23 protein-coding genes and 1 pseudogene are annotated in these 26175 nt (G+C 55.8%); 9 read left to right on the top strand and 15 right to left on the bottom strand.

The features are described from left to right. Window positions 1-4: 4 nt before the first annotated feature. The 3 genes from AVO44_RS08070 (at window position 5) to AVO44_RS08060 (ending at window position 2568) form a co-directional block, all read left to right on the top strand. Window positions 5-955 (top strand): alpha/beta fold hydrolase, encoded by a 951-nt coding sequence (locus AVO44_RS08070; RefSeq protein WP_068335101.1) that lies wholly within the window; start codon window positions 5-7, stop codon window positions 953-955. A gap of 49 nt (window positions 956-1004) precedes the next feature. Continuing rightward, entirely contained in the window at window positions 1005-1874 is an 870-nt protein-coding gene (gene ppk2 / locus AVO44_RS08065; RefSeq protein WP_068335099.1) for a polyphosphate kinase 2, read from the top strand. A gap of 79 nt (window positions 1875-1953) precedes the next feature. After that, a complete protein-coding gene (locus AVO44_RS08060; protein ID WP_068335096.1) occupies window positions 1954-2568 on the top strand; it encodes a TetR/AcrR family transcriptional regulator in 615 nt (204 codons plus the stop codon). Between the two features lie 3 nt (window positions 2569-2571). Here AVO44_RS08060 and AVO44_RS08055 read toward each other — a convergent pair whose 3' ends face one another. From AVO44_RS08055 to AVO44_RS08005, 11 genes are all read right to left on the bottom strand, one after another. Further along, on the bottom strand, window positions 2572-3630 hold the full coding sequence (locus AVO44_RS08055) for an adenylate/guanylate cyclase domain-containing protein (protein ID WP_068335093.1): 1059 nt from the start codon (window positions 3628-3630) through the stop codon (window positions 2572-2574). Further along, on the bottom strand, window positions 3627-3995 hold the full coding sequence (locus AVO44_RS08050; RefSeq protein WP_068335090.1) for a group I truncated hemoglobin: 369 nt from the start codon (window positions 3993-3995) through the stop codon (window positions 3627-3629). The genes AVO44_RS08055 and AVO44_RS08050 overlap by 4 nt, the downstream gene beginning before the upstream one ends. 128 nt (window positions 3996-4123) lie before the next feature. Then, on the bottom strand, window positions 4124-4966 hold the full coding sequence (locus tag AVO44_RS08045) for a glycosyltransferase family 25 protein (protein ID WP_068335087.1): 843 nt from the start codon (window positions 4964-4966) through the stop codon (window positions 4124-4126). A 128-nt stretch (window positions 4967-5094) separates the two neighbouring features. Next, the gene (locus AVO44_RS08040; RefSeq protein WP_068335085.1) at window positions 5095-6315 is read right to left on the bottom strand and encodes an aminopeptidase P family protein; all 1221 of its coding nucleotides are present in this window, start codon (window positions 6313-6315) and stop codon (window positions 5095-5097) included. A 160-nt stretch (window positions 6316-6475) separates the two neighbouring features. Then, the gene (locus tag AVO44_RS08035) at window positions 6476-7687 is read right to left on the bottom strand and encodes an ABC transporter permease (protein WP_068335083.1); all 1212 of its coding nucleotides are present in this window, start codon (window positions 7685-7687) and stop codon (window positions 6476-6478) included. A 5-nt stretch (window positions 7688-7692) separates the two neighbouring features. Further along, window positions 7693-8964 (bottom strand): ABC transporter permease, encoded by a 1272-nt coding sequence (locus tag AVO44_RS08030; RefSeq protein ID WP_068335080.1) that lies wholly within the window; start codon window positions 8962-8964, stop codon window positions 7693-7695. Window positions 8965-9030: 66 nt separating this feature from the next. Continuing rightward, complete coding sequence (locus AVO44_RS08025; protein ID WP_068335077.1) at window positions 9031-10131, bottom strand: extracellular solute-binding protein; 1101 nt, start codon at window positions 10129-10131, stop codon at window positions 9031-9033. A 111-nt stretch (window positions 10132-10242) separates the two neighbouring features. Then, window positions 10243-11334 carry an ABC transporter ATP-binding protein gene (locus AVO44_RS08020; protein ID WP_068335074.1) on the bottom strand — a complete coding sequence of 364 codons (1092 nt, stop codon included), beginning with the start codon at window positions 11332-11334 and terminating at the stop codon, window positions 10243-10245. A gap of 166 nt (window positions 11335-11500) precedes the next feature. Beyond that, the gene (locus AVO44_RS08015) at window positions 11501-12211 is read right to left on the bottom strand and encodes a maleate cis-trans isomerase family protein (protein ID WP_068335071.1); all 711 of its coding nucleotides are present in this window, start codon (window positions 12209-12211) and stop codon (window positions 11501-11503) included. After that, window positions 12208-13353 (bottom strand): M24 family metallopeptidase, encoded by a 1146-nt coding sequence (locus AVO44_RS08010; protein WP_068335068.1) that lies wholly within the window; start codon window positions 13351-13353, stop codon window positions 12208-12210. The genes AVO44_RS08015 and AVO44_RS08010 overlap by 4 nt, the downstream gene beginning before the upstream one ends. Beyond that, complete coding sequence (locus tag AVO44_RS08005; RefSeq protein ID WP_068335326.1) at window positions 13350-14393, bottom strand: pyridoxal-phosphate dependent enzyme; 1044 nt, start codon at window positions 14391-14393, stop codon at window positions 13350-13352. Before AVO44_RS08005 ends, AVO44_RS08010 begins: the two co-directional genes overlap by 4 nt. A gap of 133 nt (window positions 14394-14526) precedes the next feature. Here AVO44_RS08005 and AVO44_RS20660 point away from each other — a divergent pair. After that, a pseudogene (locus AVO44_RS20660) lies at window positions 14527-15050 on the top strand (aminopeptidase P family N-terminal domain-containing protein); the annotation flags it as partial. Window positions 15051-15262: 212 nt separating this feature from the next. Here the strand turns inward: AVO44_RS20660 and AVO44_RS07990 are convergent. Beyond that, a complete protein-coding gene (locus AVO44_RS07990; protein ID WP_068335055.1) occupies window positions 15263-16129 on the bottom strand; it encodes an urea carboxylase-associated family protein in 867 nt (288 codons plus the stop codon). A 212-nt stretch (window positions 16130-16341) separates the two neighbouring features. Between AVO44_RS07990 and AVO44_RS07985 the strand changes: the two genes are divergently transcribed. The 4 genes from AVO44_RS07985 to AVO44_RS07970 are packed head-to-tail and all read left to right on the top strand — an operon-like array spanning window position 16342 to window position 21388. Beyond that, window positions 16342-17592: a sarcosine oxidase subunit beta family protein gene (locus tag AVO44_RS07985; RefSeq protein ID WP_068335051.1), complete on the top strand. Its 1251-nt coding sequence runs from the start codon at window positions 16342-16344 to the stop codon at window positions 17590-17592. Between the two features lie 13 nt (window positions 17593-17605). After that, window positions 17606-17893 (top strand): sarcosine oxidase subunit delta, encoded by a 288-nt coding sequence (locus AVO44_RS07980; protein ID WP_068335048.1) that lies wholly within the window; start codon window positions 17606-17608, stop codon window positions 17891-17893. Beyond that, window positions 17890-20835: a sarcosine oxidase subunit alpha family protein gene (locus AVO44_RS07975; RefSeq protein ID WP_068335045.1), complete on the top strand. Its 2946-nt coding sequence runs from the start codon at window positions 17890-17892 to the stop codon at window positions 20833-20835. The genes AVO44_RS07980 and AVO44_RS07975 overlap by 4 nt, the downstream gene beginning before the upstream one ends. Continuing rightward, complete coding sequence (locus AVO44_RS07970; RefSeq protein WP_068335042.1) at window positions 20828-21388, top strand: sarcosine oxidase subunit gamma; 561 nt, start codon at window positions 20828-20830, stop codon at window positions 21386-21388. The genes AVO44_RS07975 and AVO44_RS07970 overlap by 8 nt, the downstream gene beginning before the upstream one ends. A 249-nt stretch (window positions 21389-21637) precedes the next feature. Here the strand turns inward: AVO44_RS07970 and AVO44_RS07965 are convergent, their stop codons facing one another. Together AVO44_RS07965 and katG are read right to left on the bottom strand one after the other, a co-directional pair. Further along, window positions 21638-22240: a YrbL family protein gene (locus AVO44_RS07965; protein ID WP_068335039.1), complete on the bottom strand. Its 603-nt coding sequence runs from the start codon at window positions 22238-22240 to the stop codon at window positions 21638-21640. A gap of 345 nt (window positions 22241-22585) precedes the next feature. Then, a complete protein-coding gene (gene katG, locus AVO44_RS07960; RefSeq protein ID WP_068335036.1) occupies window positions 22586-24763 on the bottom strand; it encodes a catalase/peroxidase HPI in 2178 nt (725 codons plus the stop codon). A 122-nt stretch (window positions 24764-24885) separates the two neighbouring features. Between katG and AVO44_RS07955 the strand changes: the two genes are divergently transcribed. Then, window positions 24886-25782, top strand: a complete 897-nt coding sequence (locus AVO44_RS07955; protein ID WP_068335033.1) for a hydrogen peroxide-inducible genes activator — start codon at window positions 24886-24888, stop codon at window positions 25780-25782. Between the two features lie 122 nt (window positions 25783-25904). On the opposite strand, the gene AVO44_RS07950 is transcribed toward AVO44_RS07955, so the two are convergent. Further along, window positions 25905-26153 carry a hypothetical protein gene (locus AVO44_RS07950; protein WP_068335030.1) on the bottom strand — a complete coding sequence of 83 codons (249 nt, stop codon included), beginning with the start codon at window positions 26151-26153 and terminating at the stop codon, window positions 25905-25907. Window positions 26154-26175 lie beyond the last annotated feature (22 nt).

Raw genomic sequence — 26175 nt, 5'->3', positions numbered from 1 at the left:
CGCAGTGATACGCGCCGGCGTCATAGTACTAACGCTTTTAGTGGTGCTATGGGTCGTCGCAGTCTGGCGCGCGTCACGGAACGAAGCCCGCGCTGAGTCGGCCTTTCCACCCGAAGGTCGGATCGTTGACGTGGACGGGCTCGCAGTGCACGCGGTAGTCATGGGTAAAGGGCCGGATGTCGTGCTGATCCACGGGTCCAGCGGCAACACACGCGACATGACGTTTGCGCTGGCCCCTATACTGGCCAAGAACTTCCGCGTGATCGTATTTGACCGACCCGGATTGGGCTATAGCTCCAGCTTCAACCCCGATGGGGAAACCATTGTTCAACAAGCTGAAATTCTTCGAAAAGCTGCCGCTCTTCTAGGTGCGGAAAAACCCATCGTCGCCGGGCAAAGCTACGGCGGATCTGTTGCGCTTGCGTGGGCTGTGACACGGCCGGACAATATCTCTGGACTTGTCCTGATCGCACCCGCAGCAATCCCGTGGGAAACACCGCTGGATCGGTTCAACGCGTTGGCATCAACGACGGCCGGGCGTATAGCCGCCCTGCCCCTGATCACCGCGTTTGTACCCGATTGGTACGTGTCCAAAGCCTTGGACCAGGTATTTGCCCCACAAACCGCGCCTGACGGCTATGCCAGCCATTTCGGTCCGGGCCTATCCATACGACGCGCTTCGATGCATGCAAATGCCAAACAGCGCGCCAATCTATTGGAAGAAGTACGCGCCTTGCAACTTCGGTACAAAGAAATCGATGTCCCGACCGAGATCGTCCACGGTACAGCTGATGACACTGTTGGGCTGGGCTGGCACTCTCATCGTCTGATTGACGAGATACCCGGCGCCGAGCTTATTGAGCTGCAAGGTATCGGGCACATGCCCCAAGTCGTTGCAGCACCTGAGGTTGCCGCCGCGATCGAGCGCGCCGCGCAACGGGCGGGTTTGCGTTAACCCCGCCCCTAATCCATAGTAGGACTTGGATTTTATGGCGAGGTGACACATGGCCCGTTCCGAAAAAGGTTCCATCGAAAAATATTACAAAAAACACGCGCCAAAAGAGGTGCGCCTGGCCATTGAGAAGTCGTCAAAAGACGACATTCTGAATCCTACATATCCTTACAAAGAGAGAATGAAGCGCAAGGACTACGAAAAACAGATGGAGCGTCTTCAGATCGAACTGGTCAAGATGCAATCCTGGGTCAAAGAGACCGATCAGCGCGTTGCCATAATATTCGAAGGTCGGGATGCTGCCGGAAAAGGCGGCACAATCAAACGCTTTCGTGAAAATCTTAACCCACGTGGCGCGCCGGACGTGGCGCTTAGCAAACCGTCGGATACTGAGCGAAGCCAATGGTATTTCCAAAGATACATCCCACATCTGCCAGCTGCCGGCGAAATCGTATTCTTCGACCGCAGTTGGTACAATCGAGGTGTTGTTGAAAACGTATTCGGCTTTTGCACTGAAAAAGAGCGTGAGCGTTTTTTCAGGCAGGTCCTTCCGCTTGAAACAGGTTTCGTCAATGACGGGATAAAATTGTTCAAATTCTGGCTGAATGTTGGTCGGGCGGAACAGCTGAACCGCTTTCTGGCACGCGAAACGGACCCGCTGAAGCAATGGAAGCTAAGCCCAATTGATGTTGAGGGATTGAACAAATGGGACGAGTACAGCCAGTCGATTTCGGAAACTCTTACCCGTTCCCACTCGGCATTTTGCCCATGGACTATTGTTCGCTCTGACGACAAGAAACGCGCGCGGTTAGCGGCTATTCGCACAGTTTTGCATGCCTTGGATTATGACGAAAAAGACGAACACGCGATTGGCCCGGTCGACCCCAAAATCTGCGGCGGGCCAGAGATCTGGGATGCATGACTGGGAGTGGACGATCAGCTCTGCACGAATTATGTCCGGACTCCCGAAGGCTTAAACAACAAGGGCACCTGAAACAGGAATGACAAAACGCGGGTATCACCACGGGAACCTGAAACAGGCCCTGATCGAGGCGGCCCTGTCTCTGATCGAAGAAAAAGGCCCAACCGGCTTTACCTTGTCGGAAGCGGCGAAAACAGCTGGTGTAACACCTGCCGCAGTCTATCGTCATTTTCACGGACGCGAGGACCTGATAGCCGAGGCTGCGCGTCAAGGGTTTGAGATGTTTGCGGACCTGATGCAATACGCCTACGACAAAGGGCAGCCCTCGGCCCTGGCCGCGTTCGAGGCGACAGGCCGCGCCTATCTGGCATTTGCCCGAAAGCACCCCGGCCATTACATCGCCATGTTCGAAAGTGGTATTTCGGTGAACCGTACGCCCGAATTGTCACTTGCGGCAAACCGGGCGAAATCCGTTCTGGAGAAGGCCGCTGCTGACCTGTCGCAACACATCCCTCCTGAAAAGCGCCCGCCAGCTTCGATGTTCAGTGCTCATGTCTGGGCCATGAGCCACGGCGTGGTTGAATTGTATGCCCGGAATACCGGCGCCAGCTCTCCCTTTCCGCCCGAAGATTTGTTGGAATCCGGCATTGGTATTTACTTGCGTGGTTTAGGGCTGGTACCGCAAGACGACTGAGGATCAGAACCTGCTTTTCCGCATCGGCACACTCAGACCCGAAGAGACATTAATCAGGTTCATCTCACCCATGCCCTTGATATCCACACGCCCGATATCCGAGACCTGAAACTCGTCAATCAGCGCGTATTTCATTTCTTCCGGGGCCACAATATGCATTGGGTTTGCAAAGACTTGCAATCGCGCGGCAATGTTCACCGCGGGGCCGAAGACGTCATAGACATATTTCTGTATCCCTACGACTGATCCCACGGCGGCACCCATGCCCAAACCGATCCGCGCTTGCCACTTGTGAGGGTGACTTTCATTCCTGCGCTCGAGGTACCGAAGGAACCGTACGGCGCAATGCGCTACCGCCGTGGCATGGTCCGGTGTTGCATCCGGCATGCCGGAGACGGCCAGATAAGCGTCACCTATTGTCTTGATCCGCTCGCACCCGAACTGTTCAACGATACGGTCGAAAGCAGTAAAGATGTCATTCAGTTCACTCAGCGTGACTGTTGGATCAGTTTTGGCTGCAAAATCGGTAAAGCCGACAAAATCCAGCATAACGACCGAGACCTGATCATATAGCTGCGGAGTGACAACGCCAAAGGTTTTGAATTCTTCGTACACGGCGCGCGGCATCAGGTTCAACAACAGGCGTTCGACGCGCTCTTTCTCACGCTCCAGCTCACGCGTGTTGCGTTCCACCATGGTCGAGTAACTGTCGATCATGCTTTCCAACTCGCGGATGCGGGTGATGTTTTGGCATTCAATCACCAGTACCTGCTCGGACAAACCGCTCGCCAGCGAGACAGTCGTCGCCAGGATAAGGGTTCTCCGCTTTGGTTTTATCTGCAATTCAACCGAGTACCGAAGCCCGGATTGCTTCACGTCATCCAGCTCTCGCGAATCCAGAGACGGTAGCAGGTCCAAAAGCGTTTGCCCCTTTTCCGGGGTTCCGAACCAATCACTGAAAGGCCCATTTTGAAAAACAAAGCTAAAATCCGAGGCCCGAACAACCGCAACCCCGACCCCTATCGCACGAAGTAATTGTTCATTTATGGCGAGAATGCTCATGCCGTGTCACGGGTGACAATGATCGAGCGTTTTGACTCGATTGCGTTCAGCGCGGTCTTGATATCTGAGTCCTCCATCCCGTGAATGGATAAAGCTTCTGTGAAAAGCTCGACCATTTCGTCAAAATCTGCGTGTGAAATGTTCAGATTTCGATGGACCGCCTCAATCCTTTCGTCGCTGAAAGACGCAGGCCCCCCAACCAAAGAAGAGACGAATTTGGTCTGGTGATCTATTAGGCGCGGAATGTCTATATCTTCAAAATGGCCGCCGATCTGGTCAGAATCCAAGGCCATTTCATAGAATGTCATCACGATCCGGCTGATCGTTTTGAACCCGCCGTATCTTTCGTAAATTGTCTGACCCACGCCGCACACCTATGCGTTAATCACAAACAACACTATGAGTTTATATCAAAAGCGCAAATTTGTTAACGCTTGCACGCAGTTTAGCTGAAGAAAGCCCAGTTGCATGCAAAACGGTTGGGATGACTAATTCAAACGCCTAAATCATCGGCGCAGGGAATAAACCCGATAAAACCGCCCTGCGCTTTTAAGCGAGACTCGCCACCTGCGCGCCAGAACAGCTTGCGTTTGGCGGCTCGCAACTCGCGCCGAATTCGGAACCACATGGGTCCTTTGTCCAAGCCACTATTGGTTTTCTGGTCTTGCGACCTCTCGCTGATCTTGACGGGTTCTGCTGTTTGGTCCTGCTGCTTCGACCAAATCACCTGCACCCCAATAGCCGGGAAACACTGATATATTTTCCAATTTGGGCGCGGCAGAGAAATAAAGTCGTCAAGGTGGTCCGAATATCTCTCTGACCATGACAACAGTTTGCGACACGCCGCTTGTGTCACAATGTAAGCAGCCGAGCTGGGTGCCATTTCAAGCATCGGCCGAACCGGAACATCCGCGATGCTCTGTAACGGCCCGAACCGCATAGAGCGTGGTGAGTAATCGAGCTTGATAAGGTCGAAATCCGCCCCATTGCTTAACAGCGCAGCGATGACCGCCCCAGACTCAGCAGACATTTCCACGTCATCTTCAAAAATGGCGACAGCTTTCAACCCCTGATCAACGACAGTTTGCCAAAGCGCACGATGACTTTCGAAACAGGCGACTTCGCTTTTCGTCAGGCCCCAACGTGTGCCGGTTCCAGGAACGTACCCGTTGCCGTCCAATGCGCCGGTCTGCTGCCCGTCGACTGCGCTGAAACGCTGCGCGCCGACTAATCCGGTCAGAGTGAACTGATCTTGCATAAATGCGGCCCGTGCAGGGACCCGATCCAGGTTGATAAAATACACACCTGTTTGCGATGGCAGATCGTATTGTCCCACGGCACGTCCTTTCAAACACTGTCGTCAGATACACATCGCCAAACCGGACAATCAACCCCACCAAAGGCGAAGTCAGCCCTGATTCATAAGATCACGGACCAAGGCTGACTAATTATCGACCGGTTAGATCAGGCACTGATCGTGTTATGTTCGGGTCCATAAGGGAACCCGGTGATATTCTCTGCGCCATTTTCGTGCACAACAAGAATGTCATGCTCTCGATAGCCACCGGCACCGGGTTCGCGCTCGGGGATCCACAACATCGGCTCGATTGAGACGACCATGCCGGGCTCAAGAACCGTGTCGATATCCTCACGCAGTTCAAGCCCAGCCTCGCGACCGTAGTAGTGACTAAGAATTCCGAAGGAGTGACCATAGCCGAACGAACGGTATTGCAGAAGGCCCTCCTCCGCGAAAAATCGGTTGATCTCGGCACAGATACCCGAACAGGTTGCACCCGGTTTAATCAGGCTCAGACCCAGCTCATGTGCAGCGATATTGGCCCGCCAAATGCGCAGGCTTTCCGCGTCGGGTTCGCCCAAGAACAAAGTCCGTTCCAGAGCCGTGTAGTAGCCCGAGATCATGGGAAACGTGTTCAGCGACAGGATATCGCCCTTTTGCAGCGCGCGTTTCGTAACCGGGTTATGCGCACCGTCAGTATTCAGACCGGACTGGAACCACACCCAGGTGTCCCGGTACTCAGCATTCGGATAGGCGCGCGCAATTTCCGACTCCATCGCGTCGCGTCCGGCCATGGCGACCTCAATTTCCGTAGCGCCCTCGCGAATAGCCGCGTGAATGGCTGCGCCGCCAATATCCGCAGTATTGGCACCACCCTTGATCAGATCAATCTCTTCCGTTGATTTTAACATGCGGGAGGCCATCGTGTCGGGTGCGATATCTAGCAGTTCCGGCCCGCCCAACATGTCCAGCGCGGTGTCGCGCATAGCCAATGAAATATGGTCAGCCTCGATCCCGATGCGTCGAGCCGACCCCAATAGGCTCGCAACAGCGCGCCAGTAATTGTTCCGCTGCCAGTCGGTATAAATCACGTTTTCCCCGACCGAGCGCCGCCACGGCTGGCCCGCGTCGATATTCGCGGACACCGTGGTGCAGCTGTCCTGCGTCACGACACATCCATAGGGTCGGCCAAACGCGCAATACAAAAAGCCCGAGTAGTAAGCGATGTTGTGCATCGATGTTAGCAACACCGCCGGGATATCGCGCGCCGTCATCGTAGCGCGCAGGTTAGCGAGACGCCGTGCATATTCCGCTTTGCTGAAAGGCAAAGGCGCCTTGTCGCCATTGTGGCGCGTGAAAAATTCCGGGCGATTGTTCAGGTCGATCATCTGGTCTCTCCTCAATGCCGGACAGGCACCGCCCGGCCACAAGTCCCGGCGTTCAGGACAAGCGGCCTCGGGAACCGAGAGCCATGCACTCCGCCTTGCGCCACGACGCCATCGTGGCCGGAATGCATGAAGAAATCGCTAGATCACCTTGCGAGTCGCGTCAAGCCGGGCTGAGACCACGCAGACGTTCTGACCGACGCCGCAACAATTCAACTGTCGTCAGCAGCGCGATCGAGATCACCACAAGGATAGTTGCAACAGCAAGAATGGTCGGGCTGATCTGTTCACGAAGGCCGGTAAACATTTGCCAAGGCAGTGTTTTCTGGCTGGCAGAGCCTACAAACAGAACCACCACAACCTCATCAAACGAGGTGATAAAAGCAAACAAGCCGCCCGAGATCACACCCGGCAAGATCAGAGGCATCTGGATTTTGAAGAACGTACGGACCGGTCCCGCGCCCATATTGGCAGCAGCCCGTGTAAGCGATTGATCAAATCCGACAAGAGTGGCCGTTACAGTGATGATAACAAACGGAATACCAAGAACAGCGTGAGCAAGAATAACTTTGACATATCCGACAAAGTTCTTGTCCATCCCCAGCGTTCCTTCAAGAAAACGACCTATGTCACTGTAGAAAAAGAACATACCCGTGGCCGAGATAATCAAGGGAACGATCATGGGCGAGATAAGGATACCCATGATTGCCCGACGCCCCGGCACGTGCGATTGGCTTAGGCCAATCGCTGCAAGTGTTCCTAAAGACACAGAGATAACTGTCGCAATCGGCGCAATGATCAGCGAGTTCTTGAAGCTGCGCTGCCATTCATTGTTGGTAAAGAAATCTTCGTAATGCTTTAGCGAATACCCTTCAGGGTCCAGGCGCAGCATTTCGGGCGTAAAGGTAAAAAAGTCCTGTGCGTTGAAAGACAGCGGCAGAACGACAAGGATCGGTGTTATCAGGAACACAAAAATCGCCCCGCAGACTACGCGGAACAAATAATGTCCGAATACCTGACGACCGGTCAGATATGGAAGCAGTTTCTGGCGATAGCGTCCCTCGTACAACCAGAAAATAAAGAAGGCAAAGAACCAGCCGACCAACAGCCCGATGACCAATCCAGTGAATCCGGCAAAGAAATATCCAGCCGCCGTCAGTCCAAGGATCGTAATCCAGCGTGCAACGCGTTCATTGTCGAGCACCGCGATATAGACCCAAGCAAGGCCTGCCATCAGTACAGCACCCAAGAGGATGCCCAGCAGGACATTGCCCTGCCCGGCACCGACGAACATGCCCACGAACCCTCCGGCGATGGCAACTGAAGGCAGGACCATAGATAACGGCTTGCGGGATATTGGTGTGAGTGCAGCCATGATCTTTACCCCAGTTTCACGTTATCGATGCCGACAATCTTGTCGTAACACCAGTAGAGCAAGAGAACGACCGCCAGCAGGATTGTCCCCAAAGCTGCCGCCAATCCCCAGTTCAGTGAAGATGAGATGTGGTAGGCGATCCGGTTCGAGATAAAGACACCCTTGGTGCCGCCCACGATCTCAGGCGTGATGTAGTAGCCGATGGCCAGAATAAACACGAGGATCGATCCGGCCCCTATGCCTGGTATGGATTGCGGGAAGTAAATCCTCCAGAACGTCGTCCAGTTGGTTGCGCCCATGGATTTGGCCGCGCGGGTGTAGGACGGCGGGATCGTCTGCATCACAGAATACATTGGAAGGATCATGAATGGCAGCAGGATATGCGTCATCGCGATAATCGTGCCGAACTGGTTGTTGATGATCACAAGCCGCGCATCATCTGCGACAAACCCTAGCCAGACCAGCGTTTCGTTGATCACCCCTTGTTGCTGCAGCATGACTTTCCACGCGGATGTTCGCACCAGAAGCGAGGTCCAGAAGGGCAACAGAACCAGGATCATCAACAGGTTCGAAACCCGCATCGGCAACGTCGCCAATAGATACGAGACCGGATAGGCCAGCAAAATACAGGCACCAGTAATGATAAGAGACATAAACAGTGTACGGCCAAATAGTTTGACCAGAATCTGCTTATCTTCCGGCTGCGCCCTTGGTCCCTCGGGCGTGCGGCGCATGTCGATGGCATTCAGGAAATAACCATTGGTGATTGGAACCGCGTGCGTTTTGATCGTACGCCAAGTCTCAACTTCACCCCAGCCTTCGTGAATATCGATCAGCTTTTCTTTGAACGGCGCATCAGCTTCGGGGTCCAAACGTTTGATGTTTCGGCCAGATTTACGGAACATCGAAGACATACCCGTTTCTTCGTAGTTCAAACGCGTACCAAGCCGTGTATGTTCTTTAGCCTCAACAGCAGCAATCATGTCTTTTACGAAAGCGGCGTACAGTGCTTCGTCCGGCAGTTCCCCGCTGTCAGCATCCCAGTTTCTAAGCTCGACCACTGTCAGTGGGAGTGTCTCCGAAACAATACCATTCTCAACTGATCGGAACAGCATCGAAACAATCGGGATCACAAACGAGAGCAAGACAAACAGCAACAAGGGCGCAATCAGGGCCAGAGCCCGAACTTTGCGACGTCGCAATGAACGCGCCAGCGATTTTTTCAGAGGCGTGCCATCCGCGGCCAACATCGGGCCGGATTGAGTAGCGTCAGTCATCTGCGTCCCTTGATTTTTGGTGGGTCGGGGCCAAGATAGGCCCCGACCGTGCATTTAATTACCGGCTTATTGTGCCAGCCACGCTTGGAATTTGGCGTCGATATCGTCGCGATAGTCTGCCCAGAACTCGTAGTTATAGAGGAACGTGTTCTTCGCGTTGTTAGGATCAGTCGGCATATGCGGAGCCATGTCGATACCAAGCTCAGCGTGCTGACCTACCAATGGTGCCGACGACGCACGTGCCGGACCATACGAGATGAACTTGGCCTGATCCGCCAGACGCTGCGTGTCGGTTGCGAACTTTACGAATTCTTTGACACGCGCCAAACGCTCTTCGCTCAGACCGGCCGGAATGATCCAACCGTCAAGATCGAACACCTGCGCATCCCAGAGCATTTCGAAGGGCTGATCTTGCTCTTCAATCGCCGAGAACCAGCGGCCATTGTAGGACGTGCCCATAACAACTTCGCCATCGGCCAGAAGCTGCGGCGGCTCAGCAGCAGCGCCCCACCATACAACCTGATCCTTGATTGTTCCCAGCTTGTCCAGCGCGCGCTGTTGGCCCTCTTCGGTCGCCAGAACGTCATAGACATCGTCCTTTGCTACACCGTCACAGATCAGCGCCCATTCCATGTTGTTAATTGGGCGCTTTTCCAACGTCCGCTTACCTGGATAGGTCTCCATGTCGAACATGGCGCAGATCGAGTCAGGCGCTGGTGCCCCATCCGGCAGCAGGTCGGGACGATAGGCCGCCGTTGTCGAATACACGATCTGCGGAATGAAACAGTCGCTGACCAGAAGATCGCCGAAGTCTTCTGATGCCGGAGTACCATCCGGTGCCGCCGCCAGCAGCTCGTCCGGGTCGTATTCCATCGCCAGACCTTCGTCGCACAGGCGGATTGCGTCAGCAGCGACAACGTCCACCAGATCCCAGGTGATGTTACCGGCTTCGTTCATTGCGCGCAGCTTGGCGACCGCTTCGGGCGAGCTTTCGTCCCAAACGATCGTCAATCCCGGGTTCATCTCCATGAAGGGTTCAGCGTAAGCCTTTGTTTGCGAGGCTTGATATGCGCCGCCCCAGGACACTAGCGTCATCTCCTCGGCCATTGCACTGCCTGCAATCGCAGCAACCGCACTGGCTAGAAGAGTGGATTTTGTTACTTTCATAGTAAACTCCCTATTACACCCGTTAATTTTAACCAAAAGACCGGAGCACGAGGCAACCCGATCATCAGATTATCCCACACGTGCGGGCAGAGCGTGCGGGTGAGTCTTGGCTCAGGCGTCCAGCGCCCGGCAGTCCTTGGCCAGCCAGCCGATCTCGACCTCCTGACCCGGGCTCAGTTTGATCGCATCCGGAGCGTTGCGGGTTTTGATAATGAAATCATCATTCCCTGCAACTGAAAGACGAAAGCGGAACACATCGCCCATATAAATGAACTCTTTCACCATTGCTTTCAGTGTATGCGCATCGGCGTGCAGACGGTCCTTGTTGAATTCGACACGTTCGGGCCGGATGGAAACCTTTGTCCGCTCACCCGCAGTATGAACGTTCACCGGCTTTGCATCAATCTCAGAGCCATCATCAAGCTTCACAACGCAGGTATCGCCATCGATCGACTTAATAACCCCATCCAACGTGTTGTTTTCGCCTATAAACTGCGCCACGAAGCTGTTTTCTGGCTCTTCATACAGAAGGTCCGGCGGTGCCAATTGTTGAATTCGGCCGTCATCGAATACGGCAACACGATCTGACATGGTCAGCGCTTCGGTCTGGTCATGCGTCACGTAGACGGTAGTGATCCCAAGCTCATGCGCCAGACGGGTAATTTCAAACTGCATATGCTCACGCAGTTGCTTGTCCAACGCGCCAAGCGGTTCGTCCATCAAAACCAGCTCGGGCTCAAACACCAGTGCGCGGGCAAGTGCAATCCGCTGCTGCTGGCCACCGGACAGTTGCGCCGGGCGACGGCTGCCAAAAGCACCCATCTGCACCATGTCCAGTGCGCGTTTGACCTTTTCTTCGCGCTGATCCTTGCCGATCTTCCGCACTTCCAACGGGAACGAGAGGTTCTCGGCCACGGTCATATGCGGAAACAGGGCGTAGTTCTGGAACACCATCCCAATCCCGCGCTTGTGCGGAGGAATGTTGTTGATCGGGCGCCCGTCCAACATGATCTCTCCGTACGTGGCTGTTTCGAAGCCCGCCAGCATCATTAGGCAAGTCGTCTTACCGGACCCGGACGGGCCAAGCATGGTCAGAAACTCACCTTTCGGCATTGAAAGGTTGAGGTCTTTTACAACGAGGACTTCACCATCATAGGATTTTTGGACACGCTGAAACTCGACGAACGCTGCGTCATTGGTCATATACCGACTTGGCTCCCTGTGCGGTCTCTTTGGTGTCCGGTGTACCCGAATCTCAAGACCCATTGGCGTTATTCAATGGCATGCAGGGTGCGACCTGCAACCAATATTTGATAGTAGGGTTACAGATTAGGCAGCCGAAATGCAAATCGAGGCGGTAACCGCCTCTTCACTTTGCTGAGTTCAGTTGCCGCATATGCCACGCAAGGCTTTGATTGCTGGACAAAACAGGCTTTCGAAGCCGTTCCTGAACCTCAGGAATGACATCAAAAGTTCTTAAATTCGTACAGCTTATAAAAACAGCTTCAACTTGTGAATCCGCCCCAAGTTTAAGCGCAGCGTCTACAACGGACTGCCGTGAAATACGCACGACCTTCGATTCCTCGGCCTCTCCGAATGAGCCAAAAACATCCATCGAAACGCCGTTTTCCGCGAAAGCCCGTCGAAGGGGTTCGTTCACCTCTTCGATATACGGCGAGAGCAACGCAAATCGCGCAACGCCCAAGTGGGCTGCATTTGCAGATGCCGCCCGCAGTGGATTGGTAACCACAGCCACGTTGCACGTGGATTGAACCAAGCGTTCGACCTGATCTGACCCAATCACCGAACTGGCAGAGGTGCACCCATAGCCAATAACTCTGTAAGGGCGCGCCTTCGGCAAAAGGTCTGCAGCCGCTGGTAAAGCCATCTTCATTTCTGACAGGGAATTCGTAGTAACACTTTCCCCGCTTGGTATTCGTGAGACGTAGATTGGGCAGGTTATATCCGAAAAATGGGCGCTGAACTCAGGCTCGATTGTTTCGTCGGTTTGCAAAACGATCAAACCCATTGGCGTCGCGTTTGGATCATCCTCGTCCAGTATGTAGGGCAAATAGCTCATATCTGTGGCAGCTCCGAACCTGCGCGGGGACTGATATAACGGGGTGCCCCATCGCTGATGACGATGTTTTCTTCGTGGACCAGGATTTTGTCGCCGACTGCAATGCCGGGCTCTAACGTCAGGACCATACTAGGTTCCAAAACCGTATGATCAGAGGGGATCAAAGAGGGCCATTCGGTCAGTGACATTCCCAACCCATGACCCAAGCGCCCCGCGCCGGTATCGCCGCTGTTTCGGGACAGGATCGCGTTCATGACATTGAAAAGATCGGCGGCCGTTGCCCCCGGGCGTGCCGCTTCAAAAGCCGCATCAGATGCTTCGATGAGCGTTGCGTAGGCGTCCCGGACCTGCCTTGTCGCCTGACCGACGGACCAGTTGCGGTCGAAATCGCAAAAATAGCCGTCCCAAACCAAGCCCGTATCCAGCATCAGAACATCCCCCAACCTTAAACCGGTTGCTCGGGCCGGAGAGATCACATCGGTGTAACCACCCTGCTCCGCCCCGCCTGCAAGATACGGCACCCAATCGGCACCTTCGTCAAGGCACAGCATCTGGAACCGGCGGAACACCTCATCCAGCGCTACACCCTCGCCAGCTATTTCTGGCACGCGCTGAAAGGCCCGCCCCGCGATGGCACATGCCGTTTCGATTTTGGTTATCTCCGCAGGGGATTTGACCATTCTGAGGGCGCGAACAATGCCTTGATCACTTCCCAAACGCCGAGTGCCCAACCCCCGCTGCAACCGATGAAAATCACCCAACGGCATGCGAACATGGGTTTCATGTCCGTCCGGAAGACCGATCACAGCGTCCGCCGGGCAAATCTCGGTCAGGGTGTCGACCAAAAGGCTGACGCCGTCGTCCGTTAGATCAGGCGCGCTCCAGGTGCGGATATCCTGAACCCAGGTTTGCGCCATTAAAGCAGCGCCGATGGACGGAATGACGGCAATGGGTTTGCCCGTTACGGGCACGATCAGAAACCAAGGGCGCGTCGGGCTTTCCCAGAACCGGGTCAGGTAACCGGAGAAGTAACGAACCTCTGGCTCGGTCGTCAACAAAAGCGCCGAAAGCTCAGCCTGAACCATTCGGCTTTGCGCGCGTTCGACCCTTGCTTGAAATTCAGACGTTTCAAACCCCCTCATTCCGCGGTCTCCGACAGAAAGCACAGCACACGCGCGTTGGGATCGATACCCAATGACTTACGCACGTCGGGATTCATGACAGCGGCGACCCCTGCCCCACCTGACGCGGTCGTAGCGATACCCGCGGATGCCATGGCCGGCAGATGCTCGGTCACTTGCTCATCGGACAGGGTCAGGAAACTATCGGCGTCCCGCGCCAAACCGTTCAACGCAATGTGCGACGGCTCTTTGCAATCAAGCCGCCCCATAACGCTGTCAGGTCCGTCGGCAAAAACGCATGCCCCAGCCTCAATGCTCGCTTGCAGCGCGGGGGCCGCATCGGGTTCGACCACTATGATCTGTGGCGCATCGCCCCAGACCGTCCGCACATAGGCCGCAACTGCCCCGGCCAAACCGCCGACACCGGCCTGTAACATGATATGGGTGGGTACCTGCGGACATTGATTGCACGCCTCGGCGGCCATTTGCAGATAGCCCTCCATCAGCGTGTGCGGCAGATCATAATACCCCTCCCACGAGCTATCCGAAAGCAACGTCCAGCCATTGAATTCTGCGGCGTTGCTGGCGGCATTCATGCTGGCGGCGTAGTCTGCACCCTGTCGGGCCACCTGCGCATTCTGGGCGCGCAAGCGATCAGCAAAGCTCTCGGGTACCGTATCTGCGATGTACACCACGGCATTTGCCCCGAAAATTCGCGCACCTGCAGCGACGCTCATCCCGTGATTGCCCGCACTGGCCGTGACATAAGTGCGCCCTGTAAGAATGGTTTCGTTCGGGCTCTCACTCCGGTCAGCCGCATGGCGGGCAATGACATAAGCCGCCCCAAGTGCCTTGAACGACCCCAAGTTCATGCGACCACGTTCATCTTTAACCCAAAGCGCGCCCACATCGGCCAGGTCGTCGATAGAAAGCAAGGGCGTCTCGGCGGCTGCCGGGCATTTCTTGAGCAGATCAGCGACACGTCCCGCGTTAGTCGAAGGGTAAGGTGCTGCCTCAATCAGTTTCTGGCCGCCACGGTGTGGATTGGATACGATTTTCAAGTGAACGTCTTTCCCCTGTTGCCCAGTGACGTGACCGCATCCGTCAAGTTCTGTCAACACAACACGTTCAACTACCGGAGCAGCCTGCGGTCCACGCCAACCCGGCCTTCACGCATCAGAATACGACCGCAGATTGACAAAGACGCGGGGCGCCATGGCCGCCGCCGGGCTGGATGTGCTGTTTGTCGGAGATCCGTTAGACATGACTTGGCTGAGCGGGTATGACGGCTGGTCTTTCTGTGTTCATCAAGGCGTTCTGGTGCTGTACGACCATGACCCAATCTGGTGGGGCCGTAACGAGGACGCCAACGGCGCCCGCCGTACAGTGTGGATGCCGGATGAACGGATTCGCGGCTATGCCGATCACTACGTGCAATCCACCGTTTGTCACCCGATGCAGGATCTCGCAGCCTTGATCCGCGTCTGCGGGTTGGAAACGGGCCGTATCGGTGTTGAACTGGACAACTACTATTACACGGCCAAGGCGTATCTGTCGTTGATGGCAAAGCTGCTCGTATCGCGGAACATGTGATCGACGGGGATTTGGAGCGGATTGAACCGGGGCTGCGAAAGAATGAGTTGGTCGCGCAGATTTACCATGATGCAATCTCGGGCGTGGGCGACGATTGGGGGGACTACACCGCCATCGTGCCTTTAGATGTTGGTTCTCGAAGTGCACAAGGGCTTTTTCGAGTACACCACCCGTTTCATTGGTCCGGAACGGCACAGCTCAACCCCTGATGATTGTAAAAACGCCGCGCGCGGCCATGGTCGATCCTGCAGGCCCACAAGGCGGATGAGTATATTGAGATCGAACAGCTCGACCTGTGTCGCCAAATGCTCAACCGCCTTGGTCGTCGTCTGATCGCCTAACGGGTACCGTGCGAGCGATCGTAAGCCGAGCGCGCCGGTTGCACATGCGCCGCGCGCGCTTCCTCTCCGGGGTCATAGACCTCCATCACAAGCGGATAACAGGCTGCCGCATCCGACGAATGTTCGGACGAGCAATCGCCACCGGGACAGGCCGACAAACCTACGATCAGGTCAATCTCGGCAAAGAACTCAAGATAGTCACCGGGTCGAACGGGGCTGGCCTTCATGAAATACTGCCCGGTGTCGCGGGTGAAGCCAGTGCACATGAATACGTTCAGAACGTCATGTACAAGCATCTCAGCTTCGTGCAGCGGCAGATCGCAATGGCCTGACAACGCACGCGTCAGGTTCGAGTGGCAGCAATAGTGGTAATCATCGCCCGATAGCAGCCGCCCCGTATAGGGATCACATCGCGTGCCGATGACATCATGGACCGAGCCGCCGAATTCATCGAACCCGTACCAGTCCAGCGTATCATCCACAACGGTCGCCATTGGACGCATGTTTGGAAAACTCGACCACATGCGATCTCCGGACGACAGATGTGTCCCGTGAAGCGCGCGGGTTTTACCGGAATAGAAACGTTCGGTCAGGTCGTGCGTGTGCCACATGTTCAGATCACCGACCTGCGGGCCATCCACAGATACAACCCTGATGAATGCACCCGCTGGCACATCTATACACGCGGCGTCCCTTGGGGCCACTGTGACCTCAGCAGTCTTTCGCGCACCCTTCCGCAGGTTGGAGAGTGCACTCAAATCCGGTTTCTCCAACGTCTCGGGCGGGTAGCAGACAACCGGTGGGATCGCCTTTCGAGCATCGGCATCCTTAGGGGCCGCAAAATTCGGTTTTTCTAGTTTCATCAGCGCAACCTTGTTTTTGCAAAGGCTTAGCGCATCGAAATCGGATTCGCTATCGGCTCTCGCGTGGTGTTGATACGGGGCGTCTGATTTGGGTTCTCAAAGCTCTGCCAGAAAAGAGGCGCCACTAAAGTCTGATTCAGACAAATCGATGTCGCATCCGAGCATACCCAAAGGCTACAAATTATTGGATTGTGTCGAAAAAGGTCCGATTCATGCGATATTCCGGCTTCCGAGTCATCAAAGAGGCGCTTACCGGCCACAAAGGTTGGAAACCGGTCTGGCGTGAGCCCGAACCCAAACCGCATTACGACATTGTTGTCATTGGCGGCGGCGGGCACGGCTTGGCGACGGCGCACTACCTTTCCAAGGTGTACGGTCAACGAAATGTGGCCGTGGTTGAAAAGGGCTGGATTGGTGGCGGCAATGTCGGGCGGAACACGACGATTGTCCGCTCAAACTACATGCTGGACGGCAATGAACCGTTCTATGAGTTCTCAATGAAACTGTGGGAAGGCCTTGAGCAGGACCTGAACTACAACGCGATGATGAGCCAGCGCGGGATCATCAACCTTTTCCACACCGACGGTCAGCGCGACGCCTATATCCGTCGCGGCAATGCGATGATCCTGAACGGTGCCGATGCTGAGCTTTTGGATGCTGACCAAGTCCGTAACGAGCACCCTTATCTGAATTTCGACGACGCTCGATTTCCGATCAAAGGCGGATTGGTTCAGCGGCGCGCTGGTACTGCCCGACATGACGCGGTGGCCTGGGGGTTTGCGCGTTCTGCGGATATGTACGGCGTCGACATCATCCAAAACTGTGAAGTGACGGGTTTGCGGATCGAGAGCGGCAAATGCCTTGGCGTTGAGACCACCAAAGGCTTTATCGGCGCCAACAAGGTCGGCTGCGCAGTCGCTGGAAGCTCAGGGCGCGTGATGAGTATGGCCGGAATGCGATTGCCCATCGAAAGCCATGTACTTCAAGCCTTTGTCTCCGAAGGTCTAAAGCCGGTTCTGCCCAGTGTCATCACCTATGGCGCGGGCCATTTCTATGTCAGTCAGTCCGACAAGGGCGGGCTGGTTTTTGGCGGCGATATTGACGGCTATAACACCTATGCACAGCGTGGGAACCTGCCGGTGGTCGAAGATGTCTGCGAAGGCGGCATGGCGCTGATGCCTATGATCGGCCGCGCCCGCTTGCTACGAATGTGGGGCGGCGTGATGGACATGTCGATGGATGGCTCGCCCATAATCGACCGCACCCCGGTCGAGGGGCTCTACTTCAACGGCGGCTGGTGTTACGGCGGGTTCAAGGCGACCCCAGCTTCGGGCCATTGCTTCGCGCACTTGCTGGCGCGGGATGAGCCGCACCCGGTTGCAACGGCCTATCGCCTTGATCGTTTTCGCACCGGGAGGACGATCGACGAAAAAGGTGTGGGCAATCAGCCCAACCTGCACTGAGGGGAACAGAATAATGATAATCAACCATCCCCTTTTGGGTCCGCGGGACGCATCGGAGTTTACCTATCTGGGCGACGCATCCCTGATTGACCGTCCCGATTGGCAGGCCGAAAACGCGTCTGAGGCGTTCTATGAATACGGCTATCTGCGTGACAACCCTGCCGGTGAGCATCAGGAGCTTTGGTATCATGAGGCCGGTGATCGATCCTGGCTGGTTGTCACGCGCAACACGCTGACGCATGAGATTTCAAAGGTGGAACTGGCCCGCGATGTGGCCCGCGCACGGGGGCGATCCAAATGACGCAGAGCAACAGGCTTGGTGGTGGTCAGATCGACCGCAACACCTCTCTGACTTTTCGGTTCGACAATCGCAGCTACACCGCGCATCCCGGCGATACGCTAGCCTCGGCCCTGCTGGCCAACGACGTGAGGCTGATCGGGCGGTCCTTCAAATACCACCGCCCAAGGGGTTTGCTGACCGCAGGCTCCGAAGAACCCAATGGCATGGTCGAACTCCGCACCGGTGCCCGGAAGGAGCCGAATACCCGTGCCACGACGATCGAAATGTTCGACGGGCTAGAGGCGCGGTCACAGAACCGCTGGCCCAGCCTGAAGTTCGACGCCTTAGCGGTGAACGATCTGTTTTCGAACTTCCTTTCGGCGGGCTTCTACTACAAGACCTTCATGTGGCCCGCTGCGTTTTGGGAAAAACTGTACGAGCCGATGATCCGTCGCGCGGCTGGCCTTGGATCACTTTCGATGGAGGATGACCCAGACGAGTACGACAAAGGGTTCCGTCATTGCGATCTGCTGATCATTGGTGCGGGACCTGCCGGTCTTATGGCGGCTCTGACCGCCGGGCGCGCTGGGGCAGATGTCATTCTGGCGGATGAGGACTTTGCCCTTGGTGGGCGTCTGAACAGCGAAAGCTTCGCGGTTGGTGATCACAGCGCCCCAGACTGGGCCGCACAGGTCGTGGCCGAGCTGTCTTCCATGCCAAACGTCCGGCTGATGCCGCGCACCACGGTGATTGGCGCGTTTGATCACGGGATCTATGGCGCGGTTGAGCGAACCGGGGATCATCTGCCCACCCTGCCCGATGGTAAACCGCGGCAAATCCTGTGGCGCATCTACACCCAAAAAGCTTTGCTCTGTGCGGGGGCAACGGAACGCCCGATTGCATTTGAGAATAACGACCGGCCCGGCATCATGATGGCAAGCGCGATGCGGACCTATGCCAATCGGTTTGCAGCCACGCCATCGCAGCGTGTGGCAATATTCACCAACAATGACGACGGGCACCGCACTGCTGCTGACTTGCACACCAAGGGCGTTAAGATCGCCGCTGTTGTGGATGTGCGTGAAGACGCGCCCGGCAGCTATGACTACGAGGTTCTCAAAGGCGCGCAGGTTACTGATACCAAGGGGCGCTTGGGGCTGACCTTTGTTGAGGTGACCTTGTCCGACGGCTCGTCCCGCACACTGGATTGCGGCGCGCTGGGCGTGTCCGGAGGATGGAACCCAAACGTCCACCTGACCTGCCACCAACGCGGACGCCCGGTCTGGAACGACGACCTCGCAGCTTTTGTACCCGGCGCCGACCTTCCAGTCGGCCTTTCGGTCGCTGGCGCGGCAAACGGGGTAATGACAACATATGGCGCGCTGAAATCCGGCGCCGAAGGTGCAGCCGAGGCACTGGAACGCAAAGGTGCCCTGCCCGATCTGCCAGAGGCCGAGGATGCTCCTGTCAAACAAAAACCTTTCTGGTACGTTGAAGGGTGCAAACGCGCCTGGGTAGATCAACAGAACGACGTGACCGTCAAGGATGTGAAGCTGAGCTACCAAGAGGGTTTCCGCTCGGTCGAGCACCTGAAACGCTATACTACGCTGGGCATGGCAACGGATCAGGGCAAAACATCGAACATCACTGGTCTGGCAATCATGGCCGAGGTCGCGGGAAAGTCGATCCCCGAAGTGGGTACTACTATTTTCCGTCCGCCCTATACTCCGATTCCGATTGCCACATTTGCCGGTCGGATGAAAGGGCAAGAGTTCCACCCCACCCGCCTGACGCCGTCGCATTATTGGGCCAAGGAACGCGGTGCCGTGTTTGTCGAGGCTGGCAATTGGCTGCGGGCGCAGTGGTTCCCCCTGCCCGGCGAAACTCATTGGCGACAGTCGGTCGATCGCGAGGTGCGCGAAACCCGGGCTTCGGTTGGGGTTTGCGATTGCACGACGCTGGGCAAGATCGACGTGCAGGGCACCGACGCGGCCGAGTTCCTGAACCGCATCTATGCCAACGGCTTTGCCAAGCTGCCTGTGGGCAAAACCCGCTATGGCCTGATGCTGCGCGAGGACGGCATGGTGATGGATGACGGCACTGCCGCGCGCATGGCCGAGGATCACTTCGTCGTCACCACAACCACGGCCAACGCCGTAAGCGTTTATCGCCACATGGAATTTGTACGCCAATGCCTGTATCCGGACATGGATGTGCAGTTGATATCAACCACCGAAGCGTGGGCGCAATTCGCCGTCGCCGGACCCAACGCGCGCAAGCTGCTGCAAAAAATCGTGGACCCTGAGTTTGATCTTTCAAACGAGGCATTCCCGTTTATGGCCTGCGGCAACATTACGGTTTGCGGTGGCCTACGGGCGCGGCTGTTCCGTATCTCGTTCTCGGGTGAGTTGGCCTATGAGATCGCCGTGCCGTCGCGCTATGGAGACGCCTTGATGCGTCGTCTGATGGCCGAAGGCGAAGAGTTCAACGTCGTGCCGTACGGCACAGAGGCATTGGGCGTAATGCGCGTGGAAAAAGGGCATGCGGCCGGGAATGAGCTGAATGGCACCACCACGGCGCTGAACCTTGGGCTGGGCAAGATGGTTTCAAAGAAAAAGGACAGCATCGGCTCGGTCTTGTCCGAACGTGAGGCTCTGGTCGAACCGGATGTGCTGAGGCTGGTGGGGATCAAGCCTGTGCAGCCCGAGGACAAGATTACTGCGGGCGGGCATCTGATGAATGCAGATGGCCCCGTTGATGCGGCCAATGATCAGGGCTATGTCACCTCGGCAGTCTATTCGCCAATCCTCAACAGCAATATCGGTTTGGGCCTTGTGAAGAACGGAGCCGAGCGGCTGGGCGAAAAGATGCGCCTCGTCTCGCCGCTAACTGATCTGACGGTTGAGGTGGAACTCGTCTCGGCCCATTTCGTCGATCCTGAAGGAGAGCGTCTGCGTGCATGATCTTGTTGCGATAACCGCCCTTGGCGGAACCGAGCCGCGCGTCGACACCATCGGCAGTGTCACATGCACCGAGGTACCGGGCGTGGCCCTTGCCTCGGTCGCGTCACGAATGGGAAAAGAAGGCAAGTCTGCCAAAGCCTTGGCAAAGTTAATTGATGCGCCAGCGCCAGAGGTTGGCCGTTGGGCCGGGGCGTCGATTTGTGCGTTCTGGGCCGGGGTCGATCAGTGGATGCTTGAGGCTTCGTTTGACACGCACGAAGACCTTGCTGATCAAGCCAAGAAAGCCTTGGGTGATGCCGCCTCAGTCACCGAGCAGACAGACGGCTGGACTCGGTTTGATCTGACCGGCACCGGTATCCCATCGGTTCTGGAGCTTCTTTGCCAGCTCGACCTGCGTAAAATCACCGACGACAGCGCAGCGCGGTGCGCAATCCACCATATCGGCTGTTTTGTCCTGTGTCGGACATCCGAGAGCTACAGCATCTACGGCCCGCGATCCTCGGCCGGGTCGCTGCATCATGCCGTCATGACAGCGATGCGCTCAGCTTTGTGAGCCGCAGATATGGCTGACAGCAAAGGCGCATCAACACCAACTCTCAAATTACTGTTTCCACAACAGTTTTTACTGGTCACTAGAACAAATTTCTCACGGTCAAGACTACCAAGTCGGCAACAGTGTGGCCACTGACGATTAAGGTCACTGAAAGCTTGCGAACCAACGCAAGTTTGCAATGATACGGGCTGAGCAGACCGGAAAAAAATTCACAATCGGCTTGCTTTCGTTAGGCTTTTGCAAATTAGCCTAAAGCTGGAACGCTCTGGACATGCGCGCCCTGCGACGCGCGATTGACTTGTGAAAAGCCCACTTGCTGAACAATGCAAGTGGGAACATCACACGTTCCCCAAGCCCGTCGATCACGACCAGCTTTCCGCCCCGCTCCTGCGCGCGCACGATATTTTCAAAACCCATGTCACCAACGACAATCTGGCCCCGTTCGAGGTCATCCATCAGTTCCAAAAACTCGTCACGCAGGCGTTGAGTCGCCGCCTTATCTTTCCGAACAGCGAGTTTTTCAGCATGCAACGTCGTGGCAAGCTTTCCATCCGGGCCAGTCAGCTTTTCTACTACAAGGGCCGGACCAGATGAGGTTGGCGCATATCCCATAAACCGCGCCAACCGCTCGATTTCAGGGCACCCGCGGTGTAACGCGGCTAGATACTCGTTCGCCTCACGGTTCCACTGCCGCAGATTGCCATAGCGCCACTCTGCATAACGGGGCACCGCGTGTTTGCGAATAGACTCGTCCACCCGGACCTTCAGCAACGCCCCTTCGATCTCAGGGTGTTGAAAAATCTTGTAATTGCGGCTTTCGCGCAGGGGCGTCAGGCCACTCAGGTCAATCATGTCGGTCAAGTTCCATTCTCACAAAGCTGCGCCCGTCGGCGTGCCAGATGCTGAAATCAGATGTTTCTTAGATCGTTCTTGTTTTTGTTACAAATAACATTTCCAGTAGGGCAAACCAGACCCTGGAAAGCCGCCGCCTGACATGAAACCCACGCTATAGCTTAATCGGACAAAAATCTGGCCCAAATTGCAGGACCACCTCTCACATGCTTGGCCCGGTCATAAATCTCAATGAAATTGAACCTCAGCCTTGCAAAAATGAGCTTTATTTCCGCAAGCTACGTAGCTTTCTTCTTAGTCTACCAAGTCATTCGGGCAGCAACGCTGCCCGAACGTTTCGCTGGCTCAATGCACTAAGTCGAAGCGATCAGCGTTCATCACCTTGGTCCACGCCGCCACGAAGTCGCGTACGAATTTTTCGGCGTTGTCGTCTTGGGCATACACCTCGGCATACGCTCGGAGGATCGAGTTTGAACCAAAGACAAGGTCCGTACTGGTTGCCGTCCATTTCACGGCTCCGGTTGCACGGTCACGTATCTCATAAGTGCCATCGTCAACCGGATGCCAGCTATAGCTCATGTCCGTCAGGTTGACGAAAAAGTCGTTGGTCAACTGGCCTTCGCGGTCGGTGAGCACACCGTGCTTGGAGCCGCCATGGTTTACCCCCAGCATACGCATGCCACCAATCAATACAGTCATTTCAGCGGCTGTGAGCCCAAGGAGCTGAGCCTTGTCAAGCAACAGCTCTTCAGGTGCAACTGCGTATTTTTCTTTCTGCCAGTTACGGAACCCGCAGGCGAGCGGCTCAAGCACATCAAAGCTTTCGGCGTCTGTCTGCTCATCAGACGCGTCACCGCGTCCTGGCGAGAAAGGGACTTCTACATCATGACCAGCCGCCTTGATTGCCTGTTCAAGACCCACGTTGCCGGCGAGCACGATGACATCGGCCACCGATGCACCAGTCTCGGCCGCGATCGGCTCCAGAACATCCAGAACTTTTGCGAGGCGCTCGGGCTCATTGGCCACCCAGTCTTTCTGAGGTACCAGCCTGATGCGGGCGCCATTTGCGCCACCACGCTTGTCAGACCCACGGAAAGTCCGGGCGCTGTCCCAAGCCGTCGCGATCATGTCCGCCGCCGAAAGACCGCTCGCTTCGATCTTGGCCTTCACGGCATCCGTGTCGTAGGATGTAGAGCCAGCCGGGATTGGATCTTGCCAAATCAGATCCTCCGCCGGAACATCCGGACCGTAGTAGTTCGCCTTAGGTCCCATGTCGCGGTGGGTCAACTTGAACCAGGCACGACCAAATGCGTCTGCGAAATACTCTGGATCAGCGCGAAACTTCTGGCAGATCTCGTTGTAGATTGGATCAACCTTCATCGCCATGTCGGCATCGGTCATCATCGGCATCCGGCGAACAGAGGGGTCTGTCGGATCGATCGGCATTTCGTCTTCGGGCATGTCGACCGGCTTCCACTGGTTGGCTCCGGCGGGCGATTTGGTCAACTCCCATTCGTAGTCAAACAGATAGTCGAAATAGCCCATGTCCCATTGGGTCGGGTGCTTGGTCCAAGCACCTTCGATCCCTGAAGTGAAGGCGTTTGTCGCTTTCCCCTCCATTCCGGGGTTGTCCCAGCCGAACCCTTGGGCATGAACGGGGCAACCTTCAGGTTCTGCGCCGATATGGGCGTGATCACCTCCACCATGCGCTTTGCCAACGGTGTGACCGCCGCAAGTTAGCGCTGCGGTTTCCTCATCGTTCATCGCCATGCGACCAAAAGTTTCACGCACATGCAGGGCGGTACGGGCTGGATCAGGGTTGCCGTTGACACCCTCGGGGTTCACATAGATCAGACCCATGTGAACTGCGGCCAGCGGATTGTACAGTGTCGACGTATCGTCCAGATCGCCATAGCGGTTTTCAGACGGCGCGAGCCATTCATTTTCCACGCCCCAGTTCACGTCTTGCTCGGGGCCCCAGATGTCTTCGCGGCCAAAAGCAAAGCCGAACGTTTTTAGCCCCATGGATTCATAGGCCATGTTGCCAGCCAGGATAATCAGGTCGGCCCAGCTGAGTGCATTTCCATATTTCTTCTTTACCGGCCAGAGCAGTCGCCGCGCTTTATCAAGACTCGCGTTGTCCGGCCATGAGTTCAGAGGCGCGAAGCGTATATTGCCCGACCCGGCACCGCCGCGACCATCACCCATTCGATATGTACCAGCGGAATGCCATGCGAGCCGGATCATCAGGCCGCCATAATGCCCCCAATCTGCTGGCCACCAGCTCTGACTGTCTGTCATAAGGGCTTCCACGTCGGCTTTGACGCCTTCATAGTCCAACGCCTTTACGGCTTCGCGATGGTTATATCCCTGATCCATCGGGTTCGTGCGCGCACCGTGCTGATGTAAAATGTCCAGATTCAGTGTTTTGGGCCACCACTTGGTGACGCTGTTACCTAGCCCGGTATTGCCACCGTGCATGACAGGACATCCGCCGGCAGGATCGATATTGTTGCCGTCCATAGTTCTCTCCCTGGAGTTAATTTGCTTGGAGCGCAGAGTTTGGTCTTCAACTAGAACAATTCTAACTACGACTCGCAATAAACTCCAATTGGATATTCAAAAGGTTCTGATAAGCTGAGCTCATGATAGCGGTGACCTTAAAACAGCTTTGGTACTTCGACGCTTTGGCCAAGCAACGAAACTTCGGTCGGGCTGCGAAAGCCTGTTCTATATCGCAACCTGCGTTGTCCCTTCAGATCAAGGAGTTGGAAGCCCTGTTCGGCGCGCCGCTGGTCGAGCGACTGCCCCGCGACATCCGCCTCACTCCACTGGGTGAAGATTTGCTCGAAAAGGCGCGGCAAATTCTGTTTTCGGTGGACGAGTTGGAAGACCTTGTCCGCGCATCGAAGGACCCGTTGGCAGGACGCCTGCGACTTGGAATCATACCTACGGTCGCCCCCTACTTTCTGCCGACCATAATCGCCGCGTTGAAAAGCAAGTTTCCAAAGCTTGACCTTCGTCTTCGCGAAGCGATGACGGCAACCCTGATTGAGGAAATCCAAGAGGGCGGCATTGATCTTGCGGTTGTGGCCCTGCCGATCTCGGAACCAGCACTTACAGAGTTTGCCCTTTTCGAAGAGGAATTCGTGCTTGTCCGCATGCCGATGGATGCAGATAAGCCCGTTCCAAGCCCAGAGACACTGCGAACGATGCGCCTGCTATTATTGGGGGAAGGCCACTGCTTTCGCGATCAAGCGCTCTCGTTCTGCCAATTTGGTGAAAACAAACCCAGTGAATTGATGGAGGGAAGTTCCCTGTCAACGCTGGTTCAGATGGTCGGCGCTGGCATGGGAGTTACTCTGATCCCGGAAATGGCCGTTGAGTTAGAGACGCGATCTGCCGACGTGTCGGTTGCTCGGTTCCCGCGCGCGCGGCCGTCTCGAAAAATCGGCTTGGTTTGGAGGCGGACAAACCCTCTGTCTGATCAACTCATGCAAGTTGGTGCTGTGATACGCGCGTCAAGGGATGGTGAAGTCTGAAGCGCTCGGCAGATGGAGTCTGGCGACACCGGGCACCGGTATATGGTTTTTTGCATAGTCCGCCCTGCGAGCGAGGGCTCTTTGCCGGTGTCCAACCGATTTTTAAATCGGCGACCCTTTTGTTAATCGATCTCCCTCAACAACCATTCTGCCCGCTTTACGCTCTCTTGCGCCGTTCCGAGTTTTCGAACCAACCGAGATTTTCTATCACTGTTTTTTTCTGCATCAATTTCAGCCTCAAGATCCGCTGCCTTTTTGCGCAACTTCTTAAGCACTTTTTGAACATGACTGGATTTAATTTTCTCTGCTTTGCCAGCCTCAAGGCGCGAGTTGTACTCCGCCAGCTTTTCGGCAAGTTTTTTTAATGCCATCTGAATACTCCTCGCAGATCGC

This window comes from Ruegeria profundi, from assembly GCF_001507545.1.
GTDB classification, from domain to species: domain Bacteria; phylum Pseudomonadota; class Alphaproteobacteria; order Rhodobacterales; family Rhodobacteraceae; genus Ruegeria; species Ruegeria profundi.
The sequence above is the reverse complement of the archived record's forward strand: the minus strand, read 5'-3'. Positions and strand labels throughout refer to the sequence as shown.

Excerpts from the sequence above, each read along its gene's own strand:
- ppk2 (WP_068335099.1), top strand. The coding sequence starts at position 1,005 with ATGGCCCGTTCCGAAAAAGGTTCCATCGAAAAATATTACAAAAAACAC.
- AVO44_RS08060 (WP_068335096.1), top strand. The coding sequence starts at position 1,954 with ATGACAAAACGCGGGTATCACCACGGGAACCTGAAACAGGCCCTGATC.
- AVO44_RS08055 (WP_068335093.1), bottom strand. The coding sequence starts at position 3,630 with ATGAGCATTCTCGCCATAAATGAACAATTACTTCGTGCGATAGGGGTC.
- AVO44_RS08040 (WP_068335085.1), bottom strand. The coding sequence starts at position 6,315 with ATGATCGACCTGAACAATCGCCCGGAATTTTTCACGCGCCACAATGGC.
- AVO44_RS08035 (WP_068335083.1), bottom strand. The coding sequence starts at position 7,687 with ATGGCTGCACTCACACCAATATCCCGCAAGCCGTTATCTATGGTCCTG.
- AVO44_RS08030 (WP_068335080.1), bottom strand. The coding sequence starts at position 8,964 with ATGACTGACGCTACTCAATCCGGCCCGATGTTGGCCGCGGATGGCACG.
- AVO44_RS08025 (WP_068335077.1), bottom strand. The coding sequence starts at position 10,131 with ATGAAAGTAACAAAATCCACTCTTCTAGCCAGTGCGGTTGCTGCGATT.
- AVO44_RS08020 (WP_068335074.1), bottom strand. The coding sequence starts at position 11,334 with ATGACCAATGACGCAGCGTTCGTCGAGTTTCAGCGTGTCCAAAAATCC.
- AVO44_RS08015 (WP_068335071.1), bottom strand. The coding sequence starts at position 12,211 with ATGAGCTATTTGCCCTACATACTGGACGAGGATGATCCAAACGCGACG.
- AVO44_RS08010 (WP_068335068.1), bottom strand. The coding sequence starts at position 13,353 with ATGAGGGGGTTTGAAACGTCTGAATTTCAAGCAAGGGTCGAACGCGCG.
- AVO44_RS07990 (WP_068335055.1), bottom strand. The coding sequence starts at position 16,129 with ATGAAACTAGAAAAACCGAATTTTGCGGCCCCTAAGGATGCCGATGCT.
- AVO44_RS07985 (WP_068335051.1), top strand. The coding sequence starts at position 16,342 with ATGCGATATTCCGGCTTCCGAGTCATCAAAGAGGCGCTTACCGGCCAC.
- AVO44_RS07980 (WP_068335048.1), top strand. The coding sequence starts at position 17,606 with ATGATAATCAACCATCCCCTTTTGGGTCCGCGGGACGCATCGGAGTTT.
- AVO44_RS07975 (WP_068335045.1), top strand. The coding sequence starts at position 17,890 with ATGACGCAGAGCAACAGGCTTGGTGGTGGTCAGATCGACCGCAACACC.
- AVO44_RS07965 (WP_068335039.1), bottom strand. The coding sequence starts at position 22,240 with ATGATTGACCTGAGTGGCCTGACGCCCCTGCGCGAAAGCCGCAATTAC.
- katG (WP_068335036.1), bottom strand. The coding sequence starts at position 24,763 with ATGGACGGCAACAATATCGATCCTGCCGGCGGATGTCCTGTCATGCAC.
- AVO44_RS07955 (WP_068335033.1), top strand. The coding sequence starts at position 24,886 with ATGATAGCGGTGACCTTAAAACAGCTTTGGTACTTCGACGCTTTGGCC.
- AVO44_RS07950 (WP_068335030.1), bottom strand. The coding sequence starts at position 26,153 with ATGGCATTAAAAAAACTTGCCGAAAAGCTGGCGGAGTACAACTCGCGC.